Genomic DNA, 18,942 nt, shown 5'->3' with positions numbered 1-18,942 from the left:
GGCTTTAAGATTGAAAAATTATAAAATCGATTTTATTTTTTCTATTACCTGTGGAAGATTGCTGGCATCCTGCCCACCTGCTGTTGCCAGTGTTTTTTGTCCACCGCCACCACCTTTGATCAAAGCTTTCACGTGGTCATTGATCATTTTTGGCGCTTCCAGTCCTTTTGTGTTCACCAATTCATCTGCAACAGCAATGGCCACACTGGCTTTTCCATCTACATTGGCAACCAGTGTTATCACATAATTGCTGAGATGATCTTTCAGGTCGAAACAAAGTTTTTTCAAACCATCAGCATTGCCTGTTTCAATAACGGCCCCAATAAACTGAATACCATTAATGGTTTCAACCTGCTGCAATAAGGCCTGTTTAATAACTGCAAGTTGTTTGGCTTCCAGGCTCTCTATTTTCTTTTTCAGTTCGTTGTTGTCGGCATACAAATTTTCAACTGCTTTCAAAATCTCTTTTGGATTTTTTAAAGCTTCACGAATAGCAGTTAATTGTGTCAACTGCTCCTGTACAAACTGTTCTGCAGTTGCACCACTGGTGGCTTCAATTCTTCTCACACCTGCAGCTACGGCCGATTCTGATTTTATTTTGAATAAACCCAGTTCACCTGTAGCACCCACATGTGTGCCACCACAAAGTTCTATTGAATAATTGGGGTCAATAATAACCACACGAACTTTATCGCCATATTTCTCTCCAAACAATGCCATGGCACCCATGGCCACTGCTTCATCTTTCCCCATTTCTTTGATGACTACCGGAATATTTTCACGGATCTTCTGATTTACGATTTGTTCAATCGCTATCACTTCCTCATCACTCACTTTAGAGAAATGTGAGAAGTCGAATCTTAATTGTGTCTCATTTACCAGACTTCCTTTTTGTGCCACGTGGTTACCCAATACCTGTCTTAATGCAGCGTGTAATAAATGGGTGGCGCTATGGTGTATGGCTGTAGATTGCCTTTTTGCTGTATCAATACTGGCCACTACGGTTGCATCTATTGCTGTAGGTAAGCTGTCGCAGAAATGAATAATGAGGTTATTTTCTTTTTTGGTATCGTAAACCTGAATAATCTGCCCATCGAAATTTAATGTACCACTATCACCTGCCTGTCCGCCACTTTCTGCATAAAAAGGAGTGCTTTCCAGCACAAGCTGGTATGCTTCTTTGCCCTTTGCTTTTACTTTTCTGTATTTGTTTACACGGGTGCTAGTTTCATGGTTGGTGTAGCCGGTAAAATTATTTTCATTGCCTTCATGCACAATAACCCAATCTTCTGTATCAACTGCAGTAGCTGCACGGCTGCGGTTTTTCTGTTGTTGCATTTCTGCTTCAAACCCCGGTTCATCTACCGACAAATTATTTTCAGATGCGATGAGTCTGGTGAGATCAATGGGGAAACCATAGGTATCGAATAATTCAAAAGCAGCTTTACCCTGGATGGTTAATCCGGAAGCTGACTGAACGATATCATCAATTCTTTTCAAACCTTTGTCCAGTGTTCGCAGAAAAGCATCTTCTTCTTCTTTCACCACTTTGCTTACAAAATCAAGCTGTTGTTGCAATTCGGGGAACACAGTTGCAAACTGTGTTGCGAGTACAGGAACCAGTTGAAACAACAGTGGCTGTTTGTAATCGAGATAAGAATAATAATAACGAACAGCTCTTCTTAAAATTCTCCTGATCACATATCCGGCGCCGGTATTGGAAGGCAATTGACCGTCAGCAATGGTGAATGAAATGGCTCTTATATGATCGGACAGCACACGAAATGCGATGGCTTCTTTGCTGTCACTGTAATCATATTTTTTCCCGCTGATCTTTTCAACTGCTGCAATGGTGCCAGTAAATACATCGGTATCGTAATTACTTTGCTTACCCTGTATCACACGAACCAGTCGCTCGAAGCCCATGCCTGTGTCAACATGTTTAGCGGGCAATGGTTCCAGACTTCCGTCTTTCAGGCGGTTGAACTGGATGAATACATTGTTCCATATTTCAATTACCTGTGCGTGGTCATTGTTTACCAGTGTTTTTCCATCCACGGCTTTTCTCTCGGCATCTGTTCTGCAATCCACATGTATTTCGGTACAAGGGCCACATGGGCCCGTATCGCCCATTTCCCAGAAATTATCTTTTTTATTACCGAGTAATATCCTGTCTTCGGCAATCACTTTTTTCCATTCCTGGAAGGCTTCTTCATCACGTGGAATACCTTCTTTTTCATCTCCCTCAAAAATGGTAACATATAAACGGTCCTTATCCAGTTTGTATACTGACGTCAACAGTTCCCAGCTCCAGGCAATGGCTTCCTTTTTAAAATAGTTCCCGAAACTCCAGTTGCCTAACATTTCAAACATGGTATGGTGATAGGTGTCTACCCCAACTTCTTCCAGGTCATTGTGTTTACCACTCACACGCAAGCATTTTTGTGTATCTGCAATGCGTGGATTTTCAGCTTTTTTATTGCCCAGAAAATAATCTTTGAACTGGTTCATTCCTGCATTGGTAAACAGCAGGGTAGGGTCGTTTTTTACCACGATTGGTGCCGATGGCACAATCTGGTGTTGTTTGGAAGCAAAAAAATCCAAAAACTGCTTTCTGATCTCTGCGCTGGTCATAAAATTTTAAAAACTGTATTTTAGTCGCTCAGAAGCTATCTTTGAGCGCTTTAGAAAGGCATCAAAGGTAAGGAATTGGCCTGTTCTGTAGCAACCGGGTGAACTGGTTCCCCCCGATTTATGAAAAAGATCAAATATTACTATAATACGCATACGCTTCGCTATGAAAAGCTGGAAACTCCCCTCAGGGTGCGTTTATTACAGTTATTTGGTTTTATTGCCGCTTCCATTGTAACCGGAATCATCATTTTTGCCATTGCTTTCCGTTATATCGATTCCCCCAAAGAAAAGCTGCTTCGCCAGCAGAACGATGACCTGCGTCAGAATTACAGCATTATGTCGGAACGGTTGAAACAACTGGAACTACAGATGGATGAGATTGCCAACCGCGACAATGCGGTGTATCGTTCCATCTTTGAAGCCAATCCCATCCCCGACAGTGCCCGTGTAAAGGAAATGGAAAAGCGAAAAGAAGTACAGCTTGTACAAGGGATGGGCTCAACAGAGCTGGTTAAAAACATGACGGCACAGTTGAATAACCTGGCTTTGAGAATGGCTTACCAGGAACGTTCATTTGATGAGATAACAAAAATGGTAAAGAACAAGGAACAGCTACTTGCGTCCATTCCAGCCATTCAACCCATCAGTAATAAAAACCTTACCCGTATTGCTTCGGGTTATGGATACCGTATAGATCCTATTTACAAAGACAGAAGAGCCCATATGGGTATGGATTTCACGGCACCGCAGGGTACACCCATTTATGCTACAGCAGATGGAGTTATTGCTGATGCAGGATTTAATACGGGTGGCTTTGGAAACAGGGTAGTCATTAATCATGGTAATAACTACCAGACTCTATATGGACATATGTACCGTATCAAGGCAAGAGTAGGTCAGCGTGTGAAAAGAGGAGAAGTCATTGGTTATGTAGGCAATACAGGGAAAAGCTCGGGGCCGCATTGTCATTATGAAGTACACCACCGCGGAACACCTGTTAACCCTATTTATTATTTCTACAACGATCTTACACCTGCTCAATTTGATCGCCTGCTTAAACTGGCAGCAGCGAGTAACCAGAGTATGGATTAGGAGCTATGAGTTACGGGCTTTGAGCGGCGAGTGATTTTTTCGGAGAATAATCTTACTTATAGCTCGAAGCTCATAGCCGAGACTCCTGAGCATTTTAGTTTTTTCTGAAAAGAATATCCGTTTTAGAGAACAATCAGACCTGCAGTTTGTATTTTGTCTGAACAATCTTTTTCTATTGGAACCCGGCATCAAAAAATACCTGCTGCGTATTGTAAATACACTTTCATTGGGATTGTTATGGCTGGCACTGAATTCTACCGCCGGTATCATGTACGATTTTGCATTCATTCATGAAAAAGTACGTCTTGGTAATATCCTTTTCTACTGTTGGTTTGTGTTGAGTCTTGCCGCTTATTTATGGTATGTAATCCGACTCTGGAGCAAGCCGCTTGATTTCGACGAGTAACATTTTTATTTGGGGCCCGTTTTAATAGCAGAATGGGTTTGATAGGTCTGTAATTGTTTTGGCCGCAGATTCGCAGATTAATAAAGCTAAATCTGTGAATCTGCGGCCAAATAATTGATCTTAATCATTCAATCCTATGAAATACCTTTTTTAATCCTTATTTTCAGAATTGAAACTGAATAAATAATGCCCCTGAAAAAAGCTTCCAGACGAATTATGATAGTTGGTACCCTTTTCATCTGGTCCATCAAATTCCTGGTTCGCCCTTTTGTTTTGATTGATCCGGCATTTAAACCATTGGTTGGACTCGCACCAAATTTAATCGGGTCTTTTCTACTGCCATTCGGGGCCTGCTGGTTTTTTCAACGCATATTCCGCCTAGAAACAGAAATGGACCTGAATATTACCTGCTGTTTTGGGTTGTTATTGGTGGTCATCAATGAATACCTTCAACTAATACCCATTTTTGGGCGAACATTTGATTACCTCGATATCATCTCCTCCGTAATCGGCGTATTTCTCGGACACCTGTATTTTAAAAGACTGATGATTCGTCACTACCCTGTGACCGTTCAGTCATCCTGAATCAGTCGTTTTTATTGTCTTTGGTATCCAGTATCACCGGTGTATTGCCCTTACCCATTACGATGACTTTTGAATTGGGCGATGTTACCAATCCTTTCAATACCTGTATCTGTTCGTATTGTAATTGTTTATCGGTAAGACCACTGCTCATGATGCGCTGATAGTCGGCAATACCCTGGGCTTCTACACGTTTACGTTCAGCTTCCTGTTTTTCTTTCTGCAGCACAAACTCCATTTTCTGCGCATCCTGCTCTGCTTTTATTTTTTCTTCAATGGATGTTTTTACGTTATTGGGTAAAGTGATATTACGTACCAGTAATTGTTCCAATACAAGCCCGCGCTTCCTGAAATCGTCTTCAATACTTTTAAAAATACGGTTCTGAAACTGGTCACGCTTATTGGAATAAAGTTCAATCGCAGTAAAATACACGGCGTTATCGCGGATCTTTGTACGTGTGAGTGGACGAACAATTTTATCTTTATAATCTAAGCCGGTTTCCTTAACAATTTTCGGAGCTTCTACACCAACTACCCTATATAATACGGTAAGGTCTATGATGACTTCCAATCCATCGGCTGTTAGTACACGGATAGCATCATCACCCGCCTGGTCTCCTTCATCGTGAACACCACTCATGGTATAGTTCTGTGTTTTAATATCAACTGTTTTTACATCTATCAATGGGTTTACTACATTTAAACCACTTGTAAGAATGTCGTCAGATACCTTACCAAAGAGGCTTTTCACACCTATCTGGCCGGCATCAATCTGTTTGATACAGGAAGTAAGAAAACCCACAATGATGATAATAAAGGCCAGTATCCGCACACCAATGGCTAGCTTCCTGATTTCTTCGCGTTCCTGTTTTTTTAGGACGATACCAACAATCAACACAATGATACCAATGATAATGAGTGCCATAAAACTGTTTTTACATGAGTCTGAATAATGGTCGAAATATTACAAAACCCTAACTACTGTGATCAGCAATGATGGTCCATTTACCCTTTATTTTCCTAAAGAGCAGGGTATAATGTCCATTCAGGTCACCGATACTTCTTGTAAGCATCCATTTACCCAGTACAAAATAATGATTGGTTGATAGCCTGCGTACTTCAAGGATATTAAACCTGAGTTTGCCCATGGCAGCAGTATCGGGATAATTCTTTTTGTAGTTGCTTAATGTCTTCTGATAACCGTAAGTAGCGCCGTTCTTTCCCACAAACATCAGGCTGTCACTTTCCCAATAACCATGCATGAAAGCATCGATGTCACCACGGTTCCAGTCGCGGGTCTGACGTTCTAACAGATCGCGGATGATTTTTTCATCACCCTTTTGTGCCATACTCATTTGGGAAAGACCTAGACATAAGAAAACCAGGAACCATTTCATATTGCTAATTTTCAGAAAGCTACTGAAATTTAAGCGTCTTTGAAAGCTCTTACCATTTCTCTTTTGCCCCGTGGTCCCTGTATTTTGGTTACCCTGAATCCTGCAGCCTGCATGGCGCGGCGGACAACGCTTTTGCTGCAATAGGTAACCAGTATACCACCCGAACTAAGCATAGAAAAAACCCGTGAGAAGCTAGCTTCAGTCCATAATTCAGGTTGTGCAGATGGCGCAAATGCGTCATAAAAAATACAATCAAACAACCTGTTCTCAGAAAAAAGTTCGAGTGAAGTATGGTGTTTGTGTAATTGAAAATGGGTATGTATAATGTTGAGTTGATTCCAGTCACAGGCATGTATCTGCTGAAAGAGGTCGTTATCATTCAACAATTTTCCATGGTTCAGCGAATTTATTTCTTCAGTCTGTAAAGGAAAGGCTTCCACGCTATGATACTGAATGGAAAGCTTTTGTTCTCTGGCATGTATGGCAGTAAGCAGACAGTTAAGTCCGGTGCCCAATCCTATTTCCAGTATCTGTATAGCCTGGCCGGGGTGTAATGCAGCATAATATTTTAATCCCGCATCTATAAAAACATGGTTGCTTTCCTGTATGGCACCATGTTTACTGTGATAGCTTACCTGCATGGATGGGATGGATAGGGTATGAGACCCGTCGGCCGTTATTTGTAGCTGTCGTTCCATATCAAAATCAAAAGCAAGGTAAGTTTTCCGAATGAAACTGAATATCTATCTTCCATATATGGAATACATCAAACACCTGCGTAAGGATCCTAAACTTGCCAGCATCATTAACGGCTCAAAGCACGAACTCAGGCTGCATAAAAATATACCGTTGCGTTTAATGGCCAGCATCATGAGCCAGCAATTAAGCACTAAAGTGGCGAAAGTAATATTTCATCGATTCCTCAGTTTATACAATGGAAAAGAACCGAAACCACAACAGGTCCTGGATACTTCTTTTGAAACATTGCGTGGTATCGGGCTGAGCAATGCCAAAGTAACATATGTACAGAATGTGGCTCAATTCTGTATCGATCATAAAATCACCGATACAAAACTCCGCAAGATGGATAATGAAGAGATCGTTGAATTGCTTACACAAATAAAAGGGGTGGGTAAATGGACGGTTGAAATGTTGCTGATGTTCAGCCTTTGCAGAGAAGATGTATTTGCAGTAGATGACCTGGGTATTCAGCAGGCCATGTGTAAACTTTATAAGATCAGTGCCGCTGATAAAAAGAAGATGAAAACAAGGATGCTCAAAATATCTGCCACCTGGAGCCCATACAGAACATATGCCTGTTTGCATTTATGGGGCTGGAAAGACAGCTAGCACAATATCGAATGTCGAATATCCAACTTCGAAATTGAATATTCGATGTTCGACATTGCTTCAGGCTGAGTTTCTGGCAGCGTTAATGATGCCGAACATACTTCTTGTAATCAATTTTTCATACACTTCTTTCTCACTGTCGGTAATCACAGGTTTTCTGAGCTGGTGTAATGCATATTGCTGAATGGTGAGCAGCGGCAGTACAATCTGGTCTCTCATCTGAATGGATGCTCTGCCGGGTAAATCATCTTCCATTAAAATGGAAGCGTCGGCCAGTTCGAGTACCAGTTTTTCGGTCAGATCAAATTCATCTTTTACCAGTTGCCAGACCGGACCATATTCCGGATCGTCTTTTATGTATTCTGTAAGTGGAAAAAAAGATTTGAGCATGCTCATCATACTATTGTCAACAAGCGTACGGAAAAACAATACATTACGGAACATGGCTTTGATGTCTTCCCAGTAACCTTTTTCTTTCATTTGTTGTAAGGCGGTACCTACCCCAAAAAAACCGGGTACATTTTGTTTCAACTGACTCCAGCTACCAACAAAAGGAATCGCCCGCAGATCCTCAAAGCGTAAACCACCCGCACTGCCTCTTTTTGCCGGCCTGCTCGCAATATTACTTTTACTATAATAGTTAAGCGGACTAAACAACTGCATATAGGCAAGAAAAAGTGGATGCTGTTTAAACTGCTGATAAGTTTCATGACTGATGCGGCCGAGCTCTTCCAGGAGAAAACGGTCGTGTTGCGATAATTGTATACGCGTATCGGCAAACAATTCATTACTGATGCCTGCGCTCAATAATTGTTCAAGATTATATTGTGATGATTGTATGGTGCCAAAATTGGAAGTAATGGTTTGTCCCTGAATGGTTAACTGTATTTCTTCGTTTTCAATATTTGTACCCATAGATGCATAAAACTTATTGGTTTTACCACCACCACGAGAAGGCGGACCACCACGACCATCAAAAAAACGGGCTTTAATATTGTACTTACGGGAAATAGCGGTAAGGTTTTCTTTGGCAGTATAAATGCTCCAGTTGGCCTGCAGGTATCCGCCGTCTTTTGTACCATCGCTAAAGCCAAGCATAATGGTCTGCTGCATTTTTCTACCTGCCAGATGAAGAGCATATACAGGATGCTGGTATAAACGATCCATAATCTGTTCTGCTGCCTGTAAATCATCGATGGTTTCAAATAATGGAACAATATCGATCGGCATCTGTTCTTCTTGCCATCCGCAAAGACGGAACAGCGCATAAACCTCCAACACATTTACACAGCCCTGGCAATTACTGATCACGTAACGGTTGCAGCCTGCTTCGCCATTGTTATTTTGTATGATTTGGATGGCATAAATACTTTCAAGTGTGTCTTTTGTTATACCATCTTCAAAAATGGAAGGGTCAACTTTTCCGGCCAGTTTTACCAGCAGGTTCATCTTTGCAGTTTCATCTGCCGAAAGATAATCGTCTGGCAAAATACCAGTACCTGTTTTTTCTTTCAGTGTTTCATGCACATTGAGTAATACCTGTGTATGTATTCGGCTGTCCTGCCTGATATCGATGGTGGCAAAATGGGTGCCGAAAATTTTTACTTTATGGATGAGACTGTTCAGCCTTTGCAAAAAAAGTGAATGATGTTTTTCTATCACCAGATGCCGTATCTGAATCAATCTGGTTAACAGATCGGTTAACTGGACCCTGTTTTGTTCCGTTGGGCGAAATACATTTTCATAAAGTATTGCCTCCAGTTCATGAATCAAAGTATCTACACCCGAAAAACTAAGTCTGCGTTTTAGTTTACGTATGTCGCGGTAATAACAAACAGTAATGGCACTTCTCAGGGCTTCTGCTACTTTAATGGTTGTGGCAGCATTTACAAACGGGTTGCCATCTCTGTCGCCTCCGGGCCAGAACCCTAATTCAATAAAAGGATTATCATGGTCAAAATTGTGATCGAAAATATCGCGTTCAATGTTGTTATAAATATTGCCAATAGAGTGGTAGAGAATATTCTCCAGATACCACATCAGATTCAATGCTTCGTCGTAAGGGGTGGGCTGTTTTTTATTGAAGAATGGGGTGATGCCTAACTGTTGTATATATTCATTGATGGTATGAAAATCGTTTTTGGCAATTGATTCACTCATATCATGTATGATACCGAGCACACTACCAGGATAAAACTGTGTAGGATGAGCTGTAAGTACCACCCGTACCCTGAATTTTTTGAGTTTGTTTTTCAGTGCCTGCGTTTTGCCCGCAAATACCGCTTCATTGTATAATGCTTTAAGGCTGCCTGGTCCCTGTATATTGTTAACCGAATCAAATGCAGCATCTTCAATGGCATCAAATAATACAACCTGTCTTTCTATATACTGCACAAACTTGAAAAGCCGATCGAGTTTATCTTTTTCACTACGTACTTCTGTATGTTGCTGAAAAAAATCGTTGATGATCTGAACGGGATTTTTGCCGTCATGGTATTCATCCTGGCATGACTGGGATAGAATCGGCAACAATGCACCAACATTGGCAATACCAGAAAAGGGTAATGCCGCAAACAGGCTGTTGTAAATGGTGTATTTGTCGGTTACATTACGCCTGAACTGGTTGATATAATGATGAGAGGGCATAGGGTTTCGTTGACAATTTACCAATTTCTACCCGATTAAACTAACAGATCGTTTGATTTAAACTAATGAAAATTACAGCCTAATTAAACAAATGTTAGTTATCGGCATTAAACCTTTGGCCTTATGTTTGGTCTAACACCCATTGCCATTATATTCGAGTAAAATAACCCTGCATGCATTCAGACGATCAGGTACTATTGAATCAGTTCCGCCAGCCTGCTACAAAAGAACAGGGTTTCACCGCCATCATTAAAAAATACCAGGAGAAACTATACTGGCATATCCGTCGGTTGGTGGTGGATCATGATGATGCAAATGATGTATTGCAGAATATGTTTATCAAAGTGTGGAAGGGACTTGAAAATTTCAGGGAAGACAGTCGTTTATATACCTGGATGTACCGGATTGCGACCAATGAATGCCTGAGTTTTCTGGAACAGCAAAAACGCAGGTCGTCGGTAAGTATGGATGAAGTTGGGGAAGGATTGGCCAATAAAGTAAAAGCCGACAGTAATTTCGACAGTAACCGTTTGGAGTGGAAATTACAACTGGCCATTCAGCAGTTGCCCGAAAGACAGCGGGTGGTTTTCAATCTTCGTTATTACGATGAAATGCCATATGAAGAAATGAGCCGGGTACTTGATACCAGTGAAGGGGCTCTGAAAGCCAGTTATCATCATGCCGCAAAGAAAATTGAGGCTTTTATACGCGAAAATTAAACCTTGTATTACCAGGAGTATCCAATAAACAATGAATCACAGAGAAGAAATAACAGCAGAATTGAAACAGATTGATCCTTTAATGGCTCAATGGCCGGTTCAGATGCCTTACAGTGTTCCTGCGGGTTATTTTGATGCGATTGCCGATAAATTACTGGAACAGGCTTCCATTGAACTGGTGGTTGAAAAAAGCCTCGCATACACCATACCTGCAGGTTATTTTGACCAGTTGCCCGGTACTATACTTGCAGCTATTCATAAAGTGGAGGTAGAGCAGGAACTGGAAGAGCTGGCACCTTCCCTGAACCTCGTTTCCAAACAAATGCCTTATGCAAAAACCGCATTACCTGAGTTGAATATGGAAGCCATGATGGAACGGGCAGCCATGGATAAAATACCTGTTATTCAGATGCCTGTTCGAAAAGTGCGCAAATGGATGCCATATGCAGCGGCGGCTGTAGTAACGGGTGTTATACTGGCTACTGCTTTTCTCTATAATGGCACAACAGCAGATGAAGCAAACAGTATGAATTATGCGCAGGTAGATGTTTCACAGGAAATGTCGAAGCTAAGTGAAGAAGAACTGAATACTTATCTTGCTGCAACAGAGAAACTCGTTATTAATACCGGCGATCGTGATGTGTATGGTGTTGAGGCTTTACCCGAAGTAGATGAGCATATTGAAATGTCGAGTGATGATGAATTGAAACAATATCTGGATGAATCTACTGAATCTTTAGCTGAAGCGAAAACTGACAGCTAACACAAATAATTGATCATGAAAAAGACCATGTTGTTTTTTATTGTAGTGCTGATGGGATCACTAGTAAGTGCGCAGGAGCCGCAAAGGAAAATGATGGGCCAGCGTCAGAACATTGAAGTGCTGAAAGTGGCTTATTTTACCAAACATCTTTCACTTTCTACAGAGGAAGCAGAAAAATTCTGGCCATTGTATAATGCTTATACAGCAGAAGTAAGAAAAGCGAGAGGCGACCATAAAGAAGATATTCTTGCTTTTGAAGAAACAGTGTTGAATATCCGTAAAAAATTCAAGGGAGATCTTAAGAAAGTGCTGGTTACTGATGAGCGTGTAAACAAAGCACTGGTGGCCGAACGCGAATTCATGAATGTGGTTCGTAAAGAACTTCAGCAAAGAATGGAACAGCGCAGGAAAATGCGCGACACTAACAAAACCGATCAGTAACGATTAACTTTTAAGCGGCCCCCAAACTGGTGATTGTATATCGTGATAGAATAAAAAGGTCCAACCTTTAGCCTGTCCTTCTTCCCACCATTGTTTCCGGAGTTCCATACATTTTTTCCCGTCGAAATCGTATTTGGCTACAAAGCGACTTTTCATCTGTTGTAATTGAGGAGCATCATCACCCCCAAAGAAAATGGTCTGGTTATTTTCTTCGATCCAGAACACCTGGTGGAATTTGCTGTGTGCACCGGTTAGCTGGTAACGGATATAACCATCAATCAGTCCTTCATCTTCCGTAAGCCATACTACACGACTGAATTCTTCCAGTAAACGAAAATCTTCAGGAATATAAGAAGCAGAGCCAACGCCTAAGGCAAATTCCATTTCTCTTTGTTGTACATAGTAAGTGGCGTAGGGGAAACTGATAAAACGCTCCTGTGTTTGTGTATTATCGATCGTTACCCCGCCTGCATGATCTTTATGCAAATGACTCATCAATACTTTGGTGATCTGCGATGGATTGATACCTGCTCTTTCGAGGTTTTTATACAATTGAGGTGTTCCATCCGCTTCATTGTACCCCAACCCGGCATCGAGTAATATCACGTCTTTTTCTGTGATCACCAGAAAAGGTTGTATTTCTACGAGCAGGCTGCCAATGGGGCGGCTGTTCAGTTCTTCCTTTTCTGTATCGAAAGGAACAAATACTTTGGTTTTATCGATGGTGAAACTGCCTTCTGAAAGTGGAATGATTTGCATGCCTTCGCTTTATCTTAATACCATTTGCCGATCTGCATCGAGTCTGAGCAGGATAAAAATCAACGCTGTAAAGGTAAGCAAAGAAGAGCCCCCATAACTGATCAGCGGTAATGGAATACCCACAATGGGAAACAAACCAATGGTCATACTCACGTTTACGGCAATATGGAAAAAGAGGATACTCACCACACTATATGCATATACCCTGCTGAATGTACTTCGCTGTCGCTCTGCAATACGAACAATACGATACAGCAAGAACAGGTAAATGACTAAAAAGATAAAACAACCTACAAAACCAAAAGCTTCACCCAATGACGTGAAAATAAAATCGGTATGCTGCTCGGGTACATATTTACCACGGGTTTGGGTTCCTTTCAAAAAACCCCGTCCGAAGAAACCACCTGATCCAATGGCGATCTTACTCTGGCGTACATTGTAATCATCGGGTTTTCTTACCGGCTTATTAGTATTGCTCTTATCCTGTGCTTTTTTATTTTCAGAGCAATTATATTCCTTACCCACCATGCTATAGATACGCGTACTCTGGTAGCACTCTAATACGTTGTTGAAAATATACGGCACTACAAAACGTTGCACCCCTACACAAATCAACCAGATGGTAATGACAATGGTGAGCAGCTTTTTTTTCTTTTTAATCTGTTTGCGTAACAGAAATATGACAAAAGCGGCAATAACGGTAAGAATAATTGCCAGTACATTGGGTTCAAGAATGAGCGTGGCAATTACCAGCACTCCGAATGAGGAACCGATAATCAATATCTGTGCAGGTAAACCTTCCCGATACATGGCAATCAGAAAACTGGTGTATACCAATGCCAGACCGAGTTCATGTTGTAAAATGGAAAGTACGGCAGGCGATAAAGTGATAGCACCAGCAATAAGTTGGGAGCGGATTTTGGAAAAATCCACTTCCTGTCGTGATAGAAATTTTGCCAATGCCAGTGCCGCAAATATTTTACAAAGCTCTGCGGGTTGTAAGTTAAATCCGCCAGCCAGTGGTATCCAGCTTTTTGAGCCATTGATGTTTTTGCCGATTACAAAAGTGGCCAGCATGAGCAGTATGCCAAAGAGGTAAAATAAATTGGCAAATGCGGTAAAGAGTTTACTGTCTGTGAGCAGAATAAATGTGGCTGCTATGGCGCATACGCCAGCAAAAATGAGCTGTTTGCTGTAGTTGGTTTTACCATTGAGGAAAGAGGTAAACCAGTCTGTACCTGGTCTGTATTCTACCATAAAAATGCAGAGTATGCCAATCGACACCAGTATGGCATATAACCAGATAACGAGGTAATCAACACCCTGTGTGGCAATTTGATGGTTTCTTCTGTTCATACAACTCAGGCTGTTGTTTTTCTTTTGGTATTGGTTTTACGTTTTTCCTCAGGTAAGAGGGCGGCCACTTTAGTGACAGTATCTTTTTTTGAATCTTTTTTTGTGGGCTGAGGTTTACCTGGTGCAACCGAACTATCGGTTTCCTCTGGTGCTTCTTCCACACCCGATGTGTCGCGTGCTGCTTTTTTGGCTGCTGTAAGTTGTTGTGCCTGTCTCAACGAATCTCTTTTCATCATCAGTCTTTTCATCTGTGGTGGAATCAGGTTCATATTGGCAAGCTGTTCAATCTTTGCTTTTCGGTCATTACCACTGATGGAGTCTTTCAGGTATTTTTCAATGAGCAGACTGGCAATAGGTGCAGCAGATGTGGCACCATAACCTGCGTTTTCGCACATCACGGCAATGGCAATGCGTGGATTTTCACGAGGTGCAAAAGCGCCGAAGAAAGCATGGTCCTTCAGTTTTTCACCCCGATAAGCATTTTCTACGGTTCCTGTTTTACCACATACATTGATACCGGGTACTTTGGCATAAAAACCTGTGCCAAATTCCATGGTGCCCTGCATGCCTTCATGCACTTCTTCCCAGATATATTCCGGTATTTCTTTGGTTCTGTGTTTTACTTTGAACTTATCGAGCAACCCAAATTGATCGCCCCCTTCAATCGAATCTATAAGGTGTGGCGTATAATACCATCCCTTATTGGCGATGATAGCCATTACATTTGCCAGTTGTGTGAGTGATGTGGCAATTTCACCCTGGCCAATACTGTTAGAAATGATGTTACATGACTGCCAGTTTTTGCCAAATATTCCGTGATAGTATTTTGGGGTAGGAATATTACCCATTTTCTCTGAAGGAAGATCCACACCCAGTCTTCTGCCAAGCCCGAATGAATATGCGTACTGGTTGAAGGAATTCAATGCACTATCTCTGTTGGGGTATTTATTGTTTTCCAGGATTCTTCTGTAGGTAGCCGCAAAATAGCTGTTACATGATTTTGAGATGGCGGGCTTTAACGTAAAAGTGCCTGTTGCGTGGCAACCCATGGGTCGGCCACAACCGTAGTAGGCCCCGCCACAACTAACAGTAAACTGGTCGTCGATTACTCCTTCATTCATACCAATGATGCCGACCATTGTTTTAAATGTGGAACCTGGTGAATAGAAAGTACCCAGTGTTCTGTTCAATAAGGGTAATCTTGGATCGAAATACAACATTTCTACCAGGTGTTTCTTTCGCTGGTTACCAGTAAGATAATTGGGGTTATACGTAGGGGCGCTCACCATACAGAGAATACCACCCGTTTTTGGATCAATGGCCACAATACTACCTACTTTATTCTCCATGAGTTTTTCACCCAGTTCTTGTAACTCTACATCGATGCTTGAATAGAGATTATTTCCTGCAACTGCAGCCGTATCGTAGGCACCATTTTCCCAGGAGCCCTGTAATCGCCCTTTATTATCGCGGATAAAACGTTTGATACCTCGCTGACCCATCAAGACCTTTTCATAAGTACTCTCCAATCCCGTGCTGCCAAAATAGTCGCCCATTTCATAACCATCGTCTTTATGCCTGCGAAGGAAGCCGGTATCAACTTCGGCCATATAACCGAGAATGGCGGCACCTACATTGTAAGGATAGGTACGCACCGAACGTTCATTCAGTGAAAAGCCCGGAAAGCGGTACATGTTTTCATTGAGCTTGGCAAACATTTCGGGCGTAAGCAAAGCTTCAAACACACTGGGTTTAACACTGGTGTTTTTGAAAATAAGATCACGCATTCTCTTTTTGTAAGCAGCCGTGTCTATATTAAGCAAACGACAAAGGGTGGCCGTATCTGTTGCGCGGGCTTCGGCCGGAATAACCACTAAGTCGTAACTGATGGTATTTTCAAGAATACCTCTCTTCTTTCTGTCGAAGATGATACCACGATCGGGATAAATTACTTTCCTGTAGAAAGCATTATTATCTGCTGCCAGTTTGTATTTGCTGGAAAACAACTGCAGGTTAATCAACTGCCCTGTAATGGCAATGAAAACACCTGCAAAAATAAACTGTATCACACGGCTGCGGCTCTGGTTGAAGACAGGCATATTTCTTGGGACTAAACGTAAAAGAGAAGTGTACTACAAATTTGATGCTTTGTTGTGGATCAAACGCAAAAACTTTTAAAAAATTGTTGCTATTTGTTGAAGTGTAAAATCAAAAATCGAAAAATCAAGCAATCAAAACGCTGTGGTTCTTTCCAGTCTTATGCTGCATTGGTGCGGTACTTACCTTTTCTCAGGAACAGCAGTTCTGCCAGGAAAATCATCAGCAGGCTGATGGCCGTGGTGCCAAGTACTTTTCCGAGGAAGTAAAGAAAGTCTCCAAACTGCAGCCATTCTATGAGTACAAGGTAAAAATGGTGAACAAAAGTCAACACACCTACATATAAACTATAGGGTGCCCACCCCATGCTTTTGCTTCCAGGCTCCGAGTAGCTCTGCTCAATGGTTTCCTGTGGTAGCAACAGACTGAGCAGGAATGGACGTATATAAGCAATAAGTACACAGGGAGCAGCATGCAAACCTGTAGTGCCGGAAAAGAAGTCAAGACTCAGGCCAAATGCAAAAGCAATGACCATGAGGGCGATTCTGTTAATGGTAAATGGCAACCAGAGGATATACAGGAAATAGATATAGGGAACAATAAAGCGATGTAATGGCGGCACTTCATTCAATATGAACACCTGTAGAAAGATGAACAGAATAAAACGGACAATATTTTTTACTAAGCTGCTCATTGATTGGTCATGGGTGTATTTTCCAGTTGTACCTGTTCTGCATACCTGGTGTTTTCTACAAGATAGACATACTGTACATTAAAGAAATTGGTAGCGGTTTTTATTCTCAGGGTATAAAAATTACTCGAAGGGTCTTCTACAATCGATGAAACAGTACCCACCATCAGGTACGATGGGAAATTGGCGGAATATGTGCTGGTTACCACCGTATCACCTTTCACCACTTTGGCGCTTTTCGATACGTTACGGAGTGTGAGGATCGACGGATCAGTGCCATCCCATTCAATACTACCCGCATTATTATCCTTTTTCAACATGGCACTTACACGACTGTTACGGTGTAACAGGCTCATCACTTTGCTGATATTCGGGCTTGTTTCAACCACTACTCCCACAATACCTTGCGGACCAATAACCGCCATTCCTTTTTTCACACCCTGGTTACTGCCTCTTTCCAAAGTGAGGAAATTGGTTTGAAGCGTAACGGTATTGCCAATAACCCTTGCAGGCAACCAGGTAAATTTCCGGTAACGGCCTGAAGAATCCCTGTGCGTGGTATCTGTATATATTTCCCTTGAACTGTCTGGTGCAATATTATTGGAAGCCAACAGATTTTTTAGCCTGGTATTCTCTTCGGCTAATTGTCGATTGGTTTCTGCCAGGCTGAAATAGCTTCGGAGATTGCTGTATTGTTTATTCAGGTTGCCCGTAAGTTCACTGGTGGCATCAGAAAAAAATGCCTCATGCGTTTTGCTGGAACGGGTCAGTAAAATAATGGCAAATACCTGTAAGAGCAGAAAGCTCAGAAAAGTAAAATAACGCCGTATGAAAAAAAAGATATTCTTCAACCTGGGAATCTATTAGCGATCAAAAAACTTGTAACCCTCTATATCCGGCCTATTATTCTTCTATCGCATGATAAATGGAAAACGCTGGTAGTTTTTCAGTGCCAGACCAGTACCACGTACCACACTTTTCAATGGATCATCTGCTACATGAACCGGTAACTTGATTTTGGCACTTAAACGTTTATCCAGTCCACGCAACAATGCACCGCCACCTGTAAGGTATAAGCCCCTGCGGTAAATATCGGCAGCCAGTTCAGGAGGAGTTGTTTCCAGTGCTTTCAGAATGGCTTCTTCAATTTTGAAGATGCTTTTATCCAGTGCTTCGGCAATTTCCTGGTAGCTTACCATGATTTGTTTGGGAATACCTGTTACCAGGTCACGACCATTTACAGGCATATCATCGGGTGGGTTGTCCAGATCTTTCATAGCCGCACCCACATTAATCTTGATTTGTTCTGCGGTACGCTCACCAATCAGTAAACTGTGGTAACGACGCAGGGCTTCCATGATATCGGCGGTAAATTCATCACCCGCCACACGGATACTCTGGTCGCAAACGATACCAGCAAGGGCAATTACGGTAATACCGGTGGTACCGCCCCCGATATCGATGATCATGTTACCAACGGGTTCTTCCACGTCGATACCAATACCCAGTGCCGCAGCCATGGGTTCATGAATCATATATACTTCTTTGGCACCTGCCTGCTCTGCGCTATCTCTAACGGCACGTTTTTCTACTTCTGTAATAGATGAGGGAATACAAATAACCATCCTCCAACTGGGTGGAAAAAGGGGTTTTTTGGGGTAAATCATTTTGATTAACTCCCTGATCATCAACTCAGCAGCATTAAAATCGGCGATAACCCCGTCTTTCAGCGGGCGAACGGTACGGATACTTTCATGGGTTTTTTCGTGCATCATAAGGGCTTTCTTCCCCACAGCAAGCACTTCCTTCATATTGTTACGGTTCAGGGCCACAATTGAGGGCTCATTTACCACTACTTCATCATTATGGATAATCAGGGTATTGGCGGTACCCAGATCCATGGCTATTTCCTGCGTAAAAAAGTTGAATAATCCCATTGTATGTTAAAAATGCTTTATTTCTTGATCAATGATTGCAAAGGTGGTTGAAATTACTTGAATTAACAAAGC

The 18,942-nt window shown here is 41.9% G+C and carries 18 protein-coding genes; 7 read left to right on the top strand and 11 right to left on the bottom strand.

Translation table 11 applies throughout. The annotated features are described in order from the left end of the window. Positions 1-18 precede the first annotated feature (18 nt). Positions 19-2,634 carry an alanine--tRNA ligase gene (gene alaS / locus ACH3Z1_RS02840; protein WP_490820326.1) on the bottom strand — a complete coding sequence of 872 codons (2,616 nt, stop codon included), beginning with the start codon at positions 2,632-2,634 and terminating at the stop codon, positions 19-21. Positions 2,635-2,754: 120 nt separating this feature from the next. Here alaS and ACH3Z1_RS02835 point away from each other — a divergent pair, with 120 nt between their 5' ends. The 3 genes from ACH3Z1_RS02835 to ACH3Z1_RS02825 all read left to right on the top strand — a co-directional run bounded on the left by ACH3Z1_RS02835 (position 2,755) and on the right by ACH3Z1_RS02825 (position 4,717). Continuing rightward, positions 2,755-3,726, top strand: coding sequence for a M23 family metallopeptidase (locus tag ACH3Z1_RS02835; RefSeq protein ID WP_490820325.1), 972 nt, complete (start codon positions 2,755-2,757; stop codon positions 3,724-3,726). Positions 3,727-3,901: 175 nt separating this feature from the next. After that, positions 3,902-4,132, top strand: coding sequence for a hypothetical protein (locus ACH3Z1_RS02830; protein WP_490820324.1), 231 nt, complete (start codon positions 3,902-3,904; stop codon positions 4,130-4,132). A 216-nt stretch (positions 4,133-4,348) separates the two neighbouring features. Beyond that, entirely contained in the window at positions 4,349-4,717 is a 369-nt protein-coding gene (locus ACH3Z1_RS02825; protein ID WP_490820323.1) for a hypothetical protein, read from the top strand. Between the two features lies 1 nt (position 4,718). On the opposite strand, the gene ACH3Z1_RS02820 is transcribed toward ACH3Z1_RS02825, so the two are convergent. The 3 genes from ACH3Z1_RS02820 to mnmC2 are packed head-to-tail and all read right to left on the bottom strand — an operon-like array spanning position 4,719 to position 6,809. Then, on the bottom strand, positions 4,719-5,639 hold the full coding sequence (locus ACH3Z1_RS02820) for a prohibitin family protein (RefSeq protein ID WP_490820322.1): 921 nt from the start codon (positions 5,637-5,639) through the stop codon (positions 4,719-4,721). Between the two features lie 49 nt (positions 5,640-5,688). Then, positions 5,689-6,111, bottom strand: coding sequence for a YybH family protein (locus ACH3Z1_RS02815; protein ID WP_490820321.1), 423 nt, complete (start codon positions 6,109-6,111; stop codon positions 5,689-5,691). 29 nt (positions 6,112-6,140) lie between these two features. Further along, on the bottom strand, positions 6,141-6,809 hold the full coding sequence (mnmC2, locus tag ACH3Z1_RS02810) for a tRNA (5-methylaminomethyl-2-thiouridine)(34)-methyltransferase MnmC2 (protein ID WP_490820320.1): 669 nt from the start codon (positions 6,807-6,809) through the stop codon (positions 6,141-6,143). A 31-nt stretch (positions 6,810-6,840) separates the two neighbouring features. Here mnmC2 and ACH3Z1_RS02805 point away from each other — a divergent pair, with 31 nt between their 5' ends. After that, on the top strand, positions 6,841-7,461 hold the full coding sequence (locus ACH3Z1_RS02805) for a DNA-3-methyladenine glycosylase family protein (RefSeq protein ID WP_490820319.1): 621 nt from the start codon (positions 6,841-6,843) through the stop codon (positions 7,459-7,461). A gap of 60 nt (positions 7,462-7,521) precedes the next feature. Here the strand turns inward: ACH3Z1_RS02805 and ACH3Z1_RS02800 are convergent, their stop codons facing one another. Beyond that, positions 7,522-10,107: a phosphoenolpyruvate carboxylase gene (locus ACH3Z1_RS02800; RefSeq protein ID WP_490820318.1), complete on the bottom strand. Its 2,586-nt coding sequence runs from the start codon at positions 10,105-10,107 to the stop codon at positions 7,522-7,524. Positions 10,108-10,280: 173 nt separating this feature from the next. Between ACH3Z1_RS02800 and ACH3Z1_RS02795 the strand changes: the two genes are divergently transcribed. The 3 genes from ACH3Z1_RS02795 to ACH3Z1_RS02785 are packed head-to-tail and all read left to right on the top strand — an operon-like array spanning position 10,281 to position 12,030. After that, positions 10,281-10,826 (top strand): RNA polymerase sigma factor, encoded by a 546-nt coding sequence (locus tag ACH3Z1_RS02795; protein WP_490820317.1) that lies wholly within the window; start codon positions 10,281-10,283, stop codon positions 10,824-10,826. A 31-nt stretch (positions 10,827-10,857) separates the two neighbouring features. Then, positions 10,858-11,589 carry a hypothetical protein gene (locus ACH3Z1_RS02790; RefSeq protein WP_490820316.1) on the top strand — a complete coding sequence of 244 codons (732 nt, stop codon included), beginning with the start codon at positions 10,858-10,860 and terminating at the stop codon, positions 11,587-11,589. Between the two features lie 15 nt (positions 11,590-11,604). Continuing rightward, the gene (locus tag ACH3Z1_RS02785) at positions 11,605-12,030 is read left to right on the top strand and encodes a hypothetical protein (RefSeq protein WP_490820315.1); all 426 of its coding nucleotides are present in this window, start codon (positions 11,605-11,607) and stop codon (positions 12,028-12,030) included. Between the two features lie 3 nt (positions 12,031-12,033). On the opposite strand, the gene ACH3Z1_RS02780 is transcribed toward ACH3Z1_RS02785, so the two are convergent. From ACH3Z1_RS02780 to ACH3Z1_RS02755, 6 genes are all read right to left on the bottom strand, one after another. After that, positions 12,034-12,789, bottom strand: a complete 756-nt coding sequence (locus ACH3Z1_RS02780; RefSeq protein ID WP_490820314.1) for an MBL fold metallo-hydrolase — start codon at positions 12,787-12,789, stop codon at positions 12,034-12,036. Between the two features lie 9 nt (positions 12,790-12,798). Beyond that, on the bottom strand, positions 12,799-14,145 hold the full coding sequence (gene rodA / locus ACH3Z1_RS02775) for a rod shape-determining protein RodA (protein WP_490820313.1): 1,347 nt from the start codon (positions 14,143-14,145) through the stop codon (positions 12,799-12,801). A gap of 5 nt (positions 14,146-14,150) precedes the next feature. Further along, positions 14,151-16,244: a peptidoglycan D,D-transpeptidase FtsI family protein gene (locus ACH3Z1_RS02770; protein WP_490820312.1), complete on the bottom strand. Its 2,094-nt coding sequence runs from the start codon at positions 16,242-16,244 to the stop codon at positions 14,151-14,153. 158 nt (positions 16,245-16,402) lie between these two features. Further along, on the bottom strand, positions 16,403-16,936 hold the full coding sequence (locus ACH3Z1_RS02765) for a rod shape-determining protein MreD (RefSeq protein ID WP_490820311.1): 534 nt from the start codon (positions 16,934-16,936) through the stop codon (positions 16,403-16,405). Continuing rightward, positions 16,933-17,784 carry a rod shape-determining protein MreC gene (gene mreC / locus ACH3Z1_RS02760; RefSeq protein WP_490820310.1) on the bottom strand — a complete coding sequence of 284 codons (852 nt, stop codon included), beginning with the start codon at positions 17,782-17,784 and terminating at the stop codon, positions 16,933-16,935. The genes ACH3Z1_RS02765 and mreC overlap by 4 nt, the downstream gene beginning before the upstream one ends. Before the next feature lie 60 nt (positions 17,785-17,844). Next, entirely contained in the window at positions 17,845-18,870 is a 1,026-nt protein-coding gene (locus tag ACH3Z1_RS02755) for a rod shape-determining protein (RefSeq protein WP_133473547.1), read from the bottom strand. Positions 18,871-18,942: the final 72 nt, after the last annotated feature.

Source organism: Sediminibacterium sp. FW305-C-49, assembly GCF_058231085.1.
The sequence above is the reverse complement of the archived record's forward strand: the minus strand, read 5'-3'. Positions and strand labels throughout refer to the sequence as shown.

Bases quoted from the DNA above. Each gene is read 5' to 3' on its own strand.
- ACH3Z1_RS02770 (WP_490820312.1), bottom strand. From the start codon at position 16,244: ATGCCTGTCTTCAACCAGAGCCGCAGCCGTGTGATACAGTTTATTTTT.
- ACH3Z1_RS02785 (WP_490820315.1), top strand. From the start codon at position 11,605: ATGAAAAAGACCATGTTGTTTTTTATTGTAGTGCTGATGGGATCACTA.
- ACH3Z1_RS02795 (WP_490820317.1), top strand. From the start codon at position 10,281: ATGCATTCAGACGATCAGGTACTATTGAATCAGTTCCGCCAGCCTGCT.
- ACH3Z1_RS02765 (WP_490820311.1), bottom strand. From the start codon at position 16,936: ATGAGCAGCTTAGTAAAAAATATTGTCCGTTTTATTCTGTTCATCTTT.
- ACH3Z1_RS02780 (WP_490820314.1), bottom strand. From the start codon at position 12,789: ATGCAAATCATTCCACTTTCAGAAGGCAGTTTCACCATCGATAAAACC.
- ACH3Z1_RS02825 (WP_490820323.1), top strand. From the start codon at position 4,349: ATGATAGTTGGTACCCTTTTCATCTGGTCCATCAAATTCCTGGTTCGC.
- ACH3Z1_RS02755 (WP_133473547.1), bottom strand. From the start codon at position 18,870: ATGGGATTATTCAACTTTTTTACGCAGGAAATAGCCATGGATCTGGGT.
- ACH3Z1_RS02820 (WP_490820322.1), bottom strand. From the start codon at position 5,639: ATGGCACTCATTATCATTGGTATCATTGTGTTGATTGTTGGTATCGTC.
- ACH3Z1_RS02800 (WP_490820318.1), bottom strand. From the start codon at position 10,107: ATGCCCTCTCATCATTATATCAACCAGTTCAGGCGTAATGTAACCGAC.
- ACH3Z1_RS02790 (WP_490820316.1), top strand. From the start codon at position 10,858: ATGAATCACAGAGAAGAAATAACAGCAGAATTGAAACAGATTGATCCT.
- mnmC2 (WP_490820320.1), bottom strand. From the start codon at position 6,809: ATGGAACGACAGCTACAAATAACGGCCGACGGGTCTCATACCCTATCC.
- ACH3Z1_RS02815 (WP_490820321.1), bottom strand. From the start codon at position 6,111: ATGAAATGGTTCCTGGTTTTCTTATGTCTAGGTCTTTCCCAAATGAGT.
- ACH3Z1_RS02835 (WP_490820325.1), top strand. From the start codon at position 2,755: ATGAAAAAGATCAAATATTACTATAATACGCATACGCTTCGCTATGAA.
- alaS (WP_490820326.1), bottom strand. From the start codon at position 2,634: ATGACCAGCGCAGAGATCAGAAAGCAGTTTTTGGATTTTTTTGCTTCC.
- rodA (WP_490820313.1), bottom strand. From the start codon at position 14,145: ATGAACAGAAGAAACCATCAAATTGCCACACAGGGTGTTGATTACCTC.
- ACH3Z1_RS02805 (WP_490820319.1), top strand. From the start codon at position 6,841: ATGAAACTGAATATCTATCTTCCATATATGGAATACATCAAACACCTG.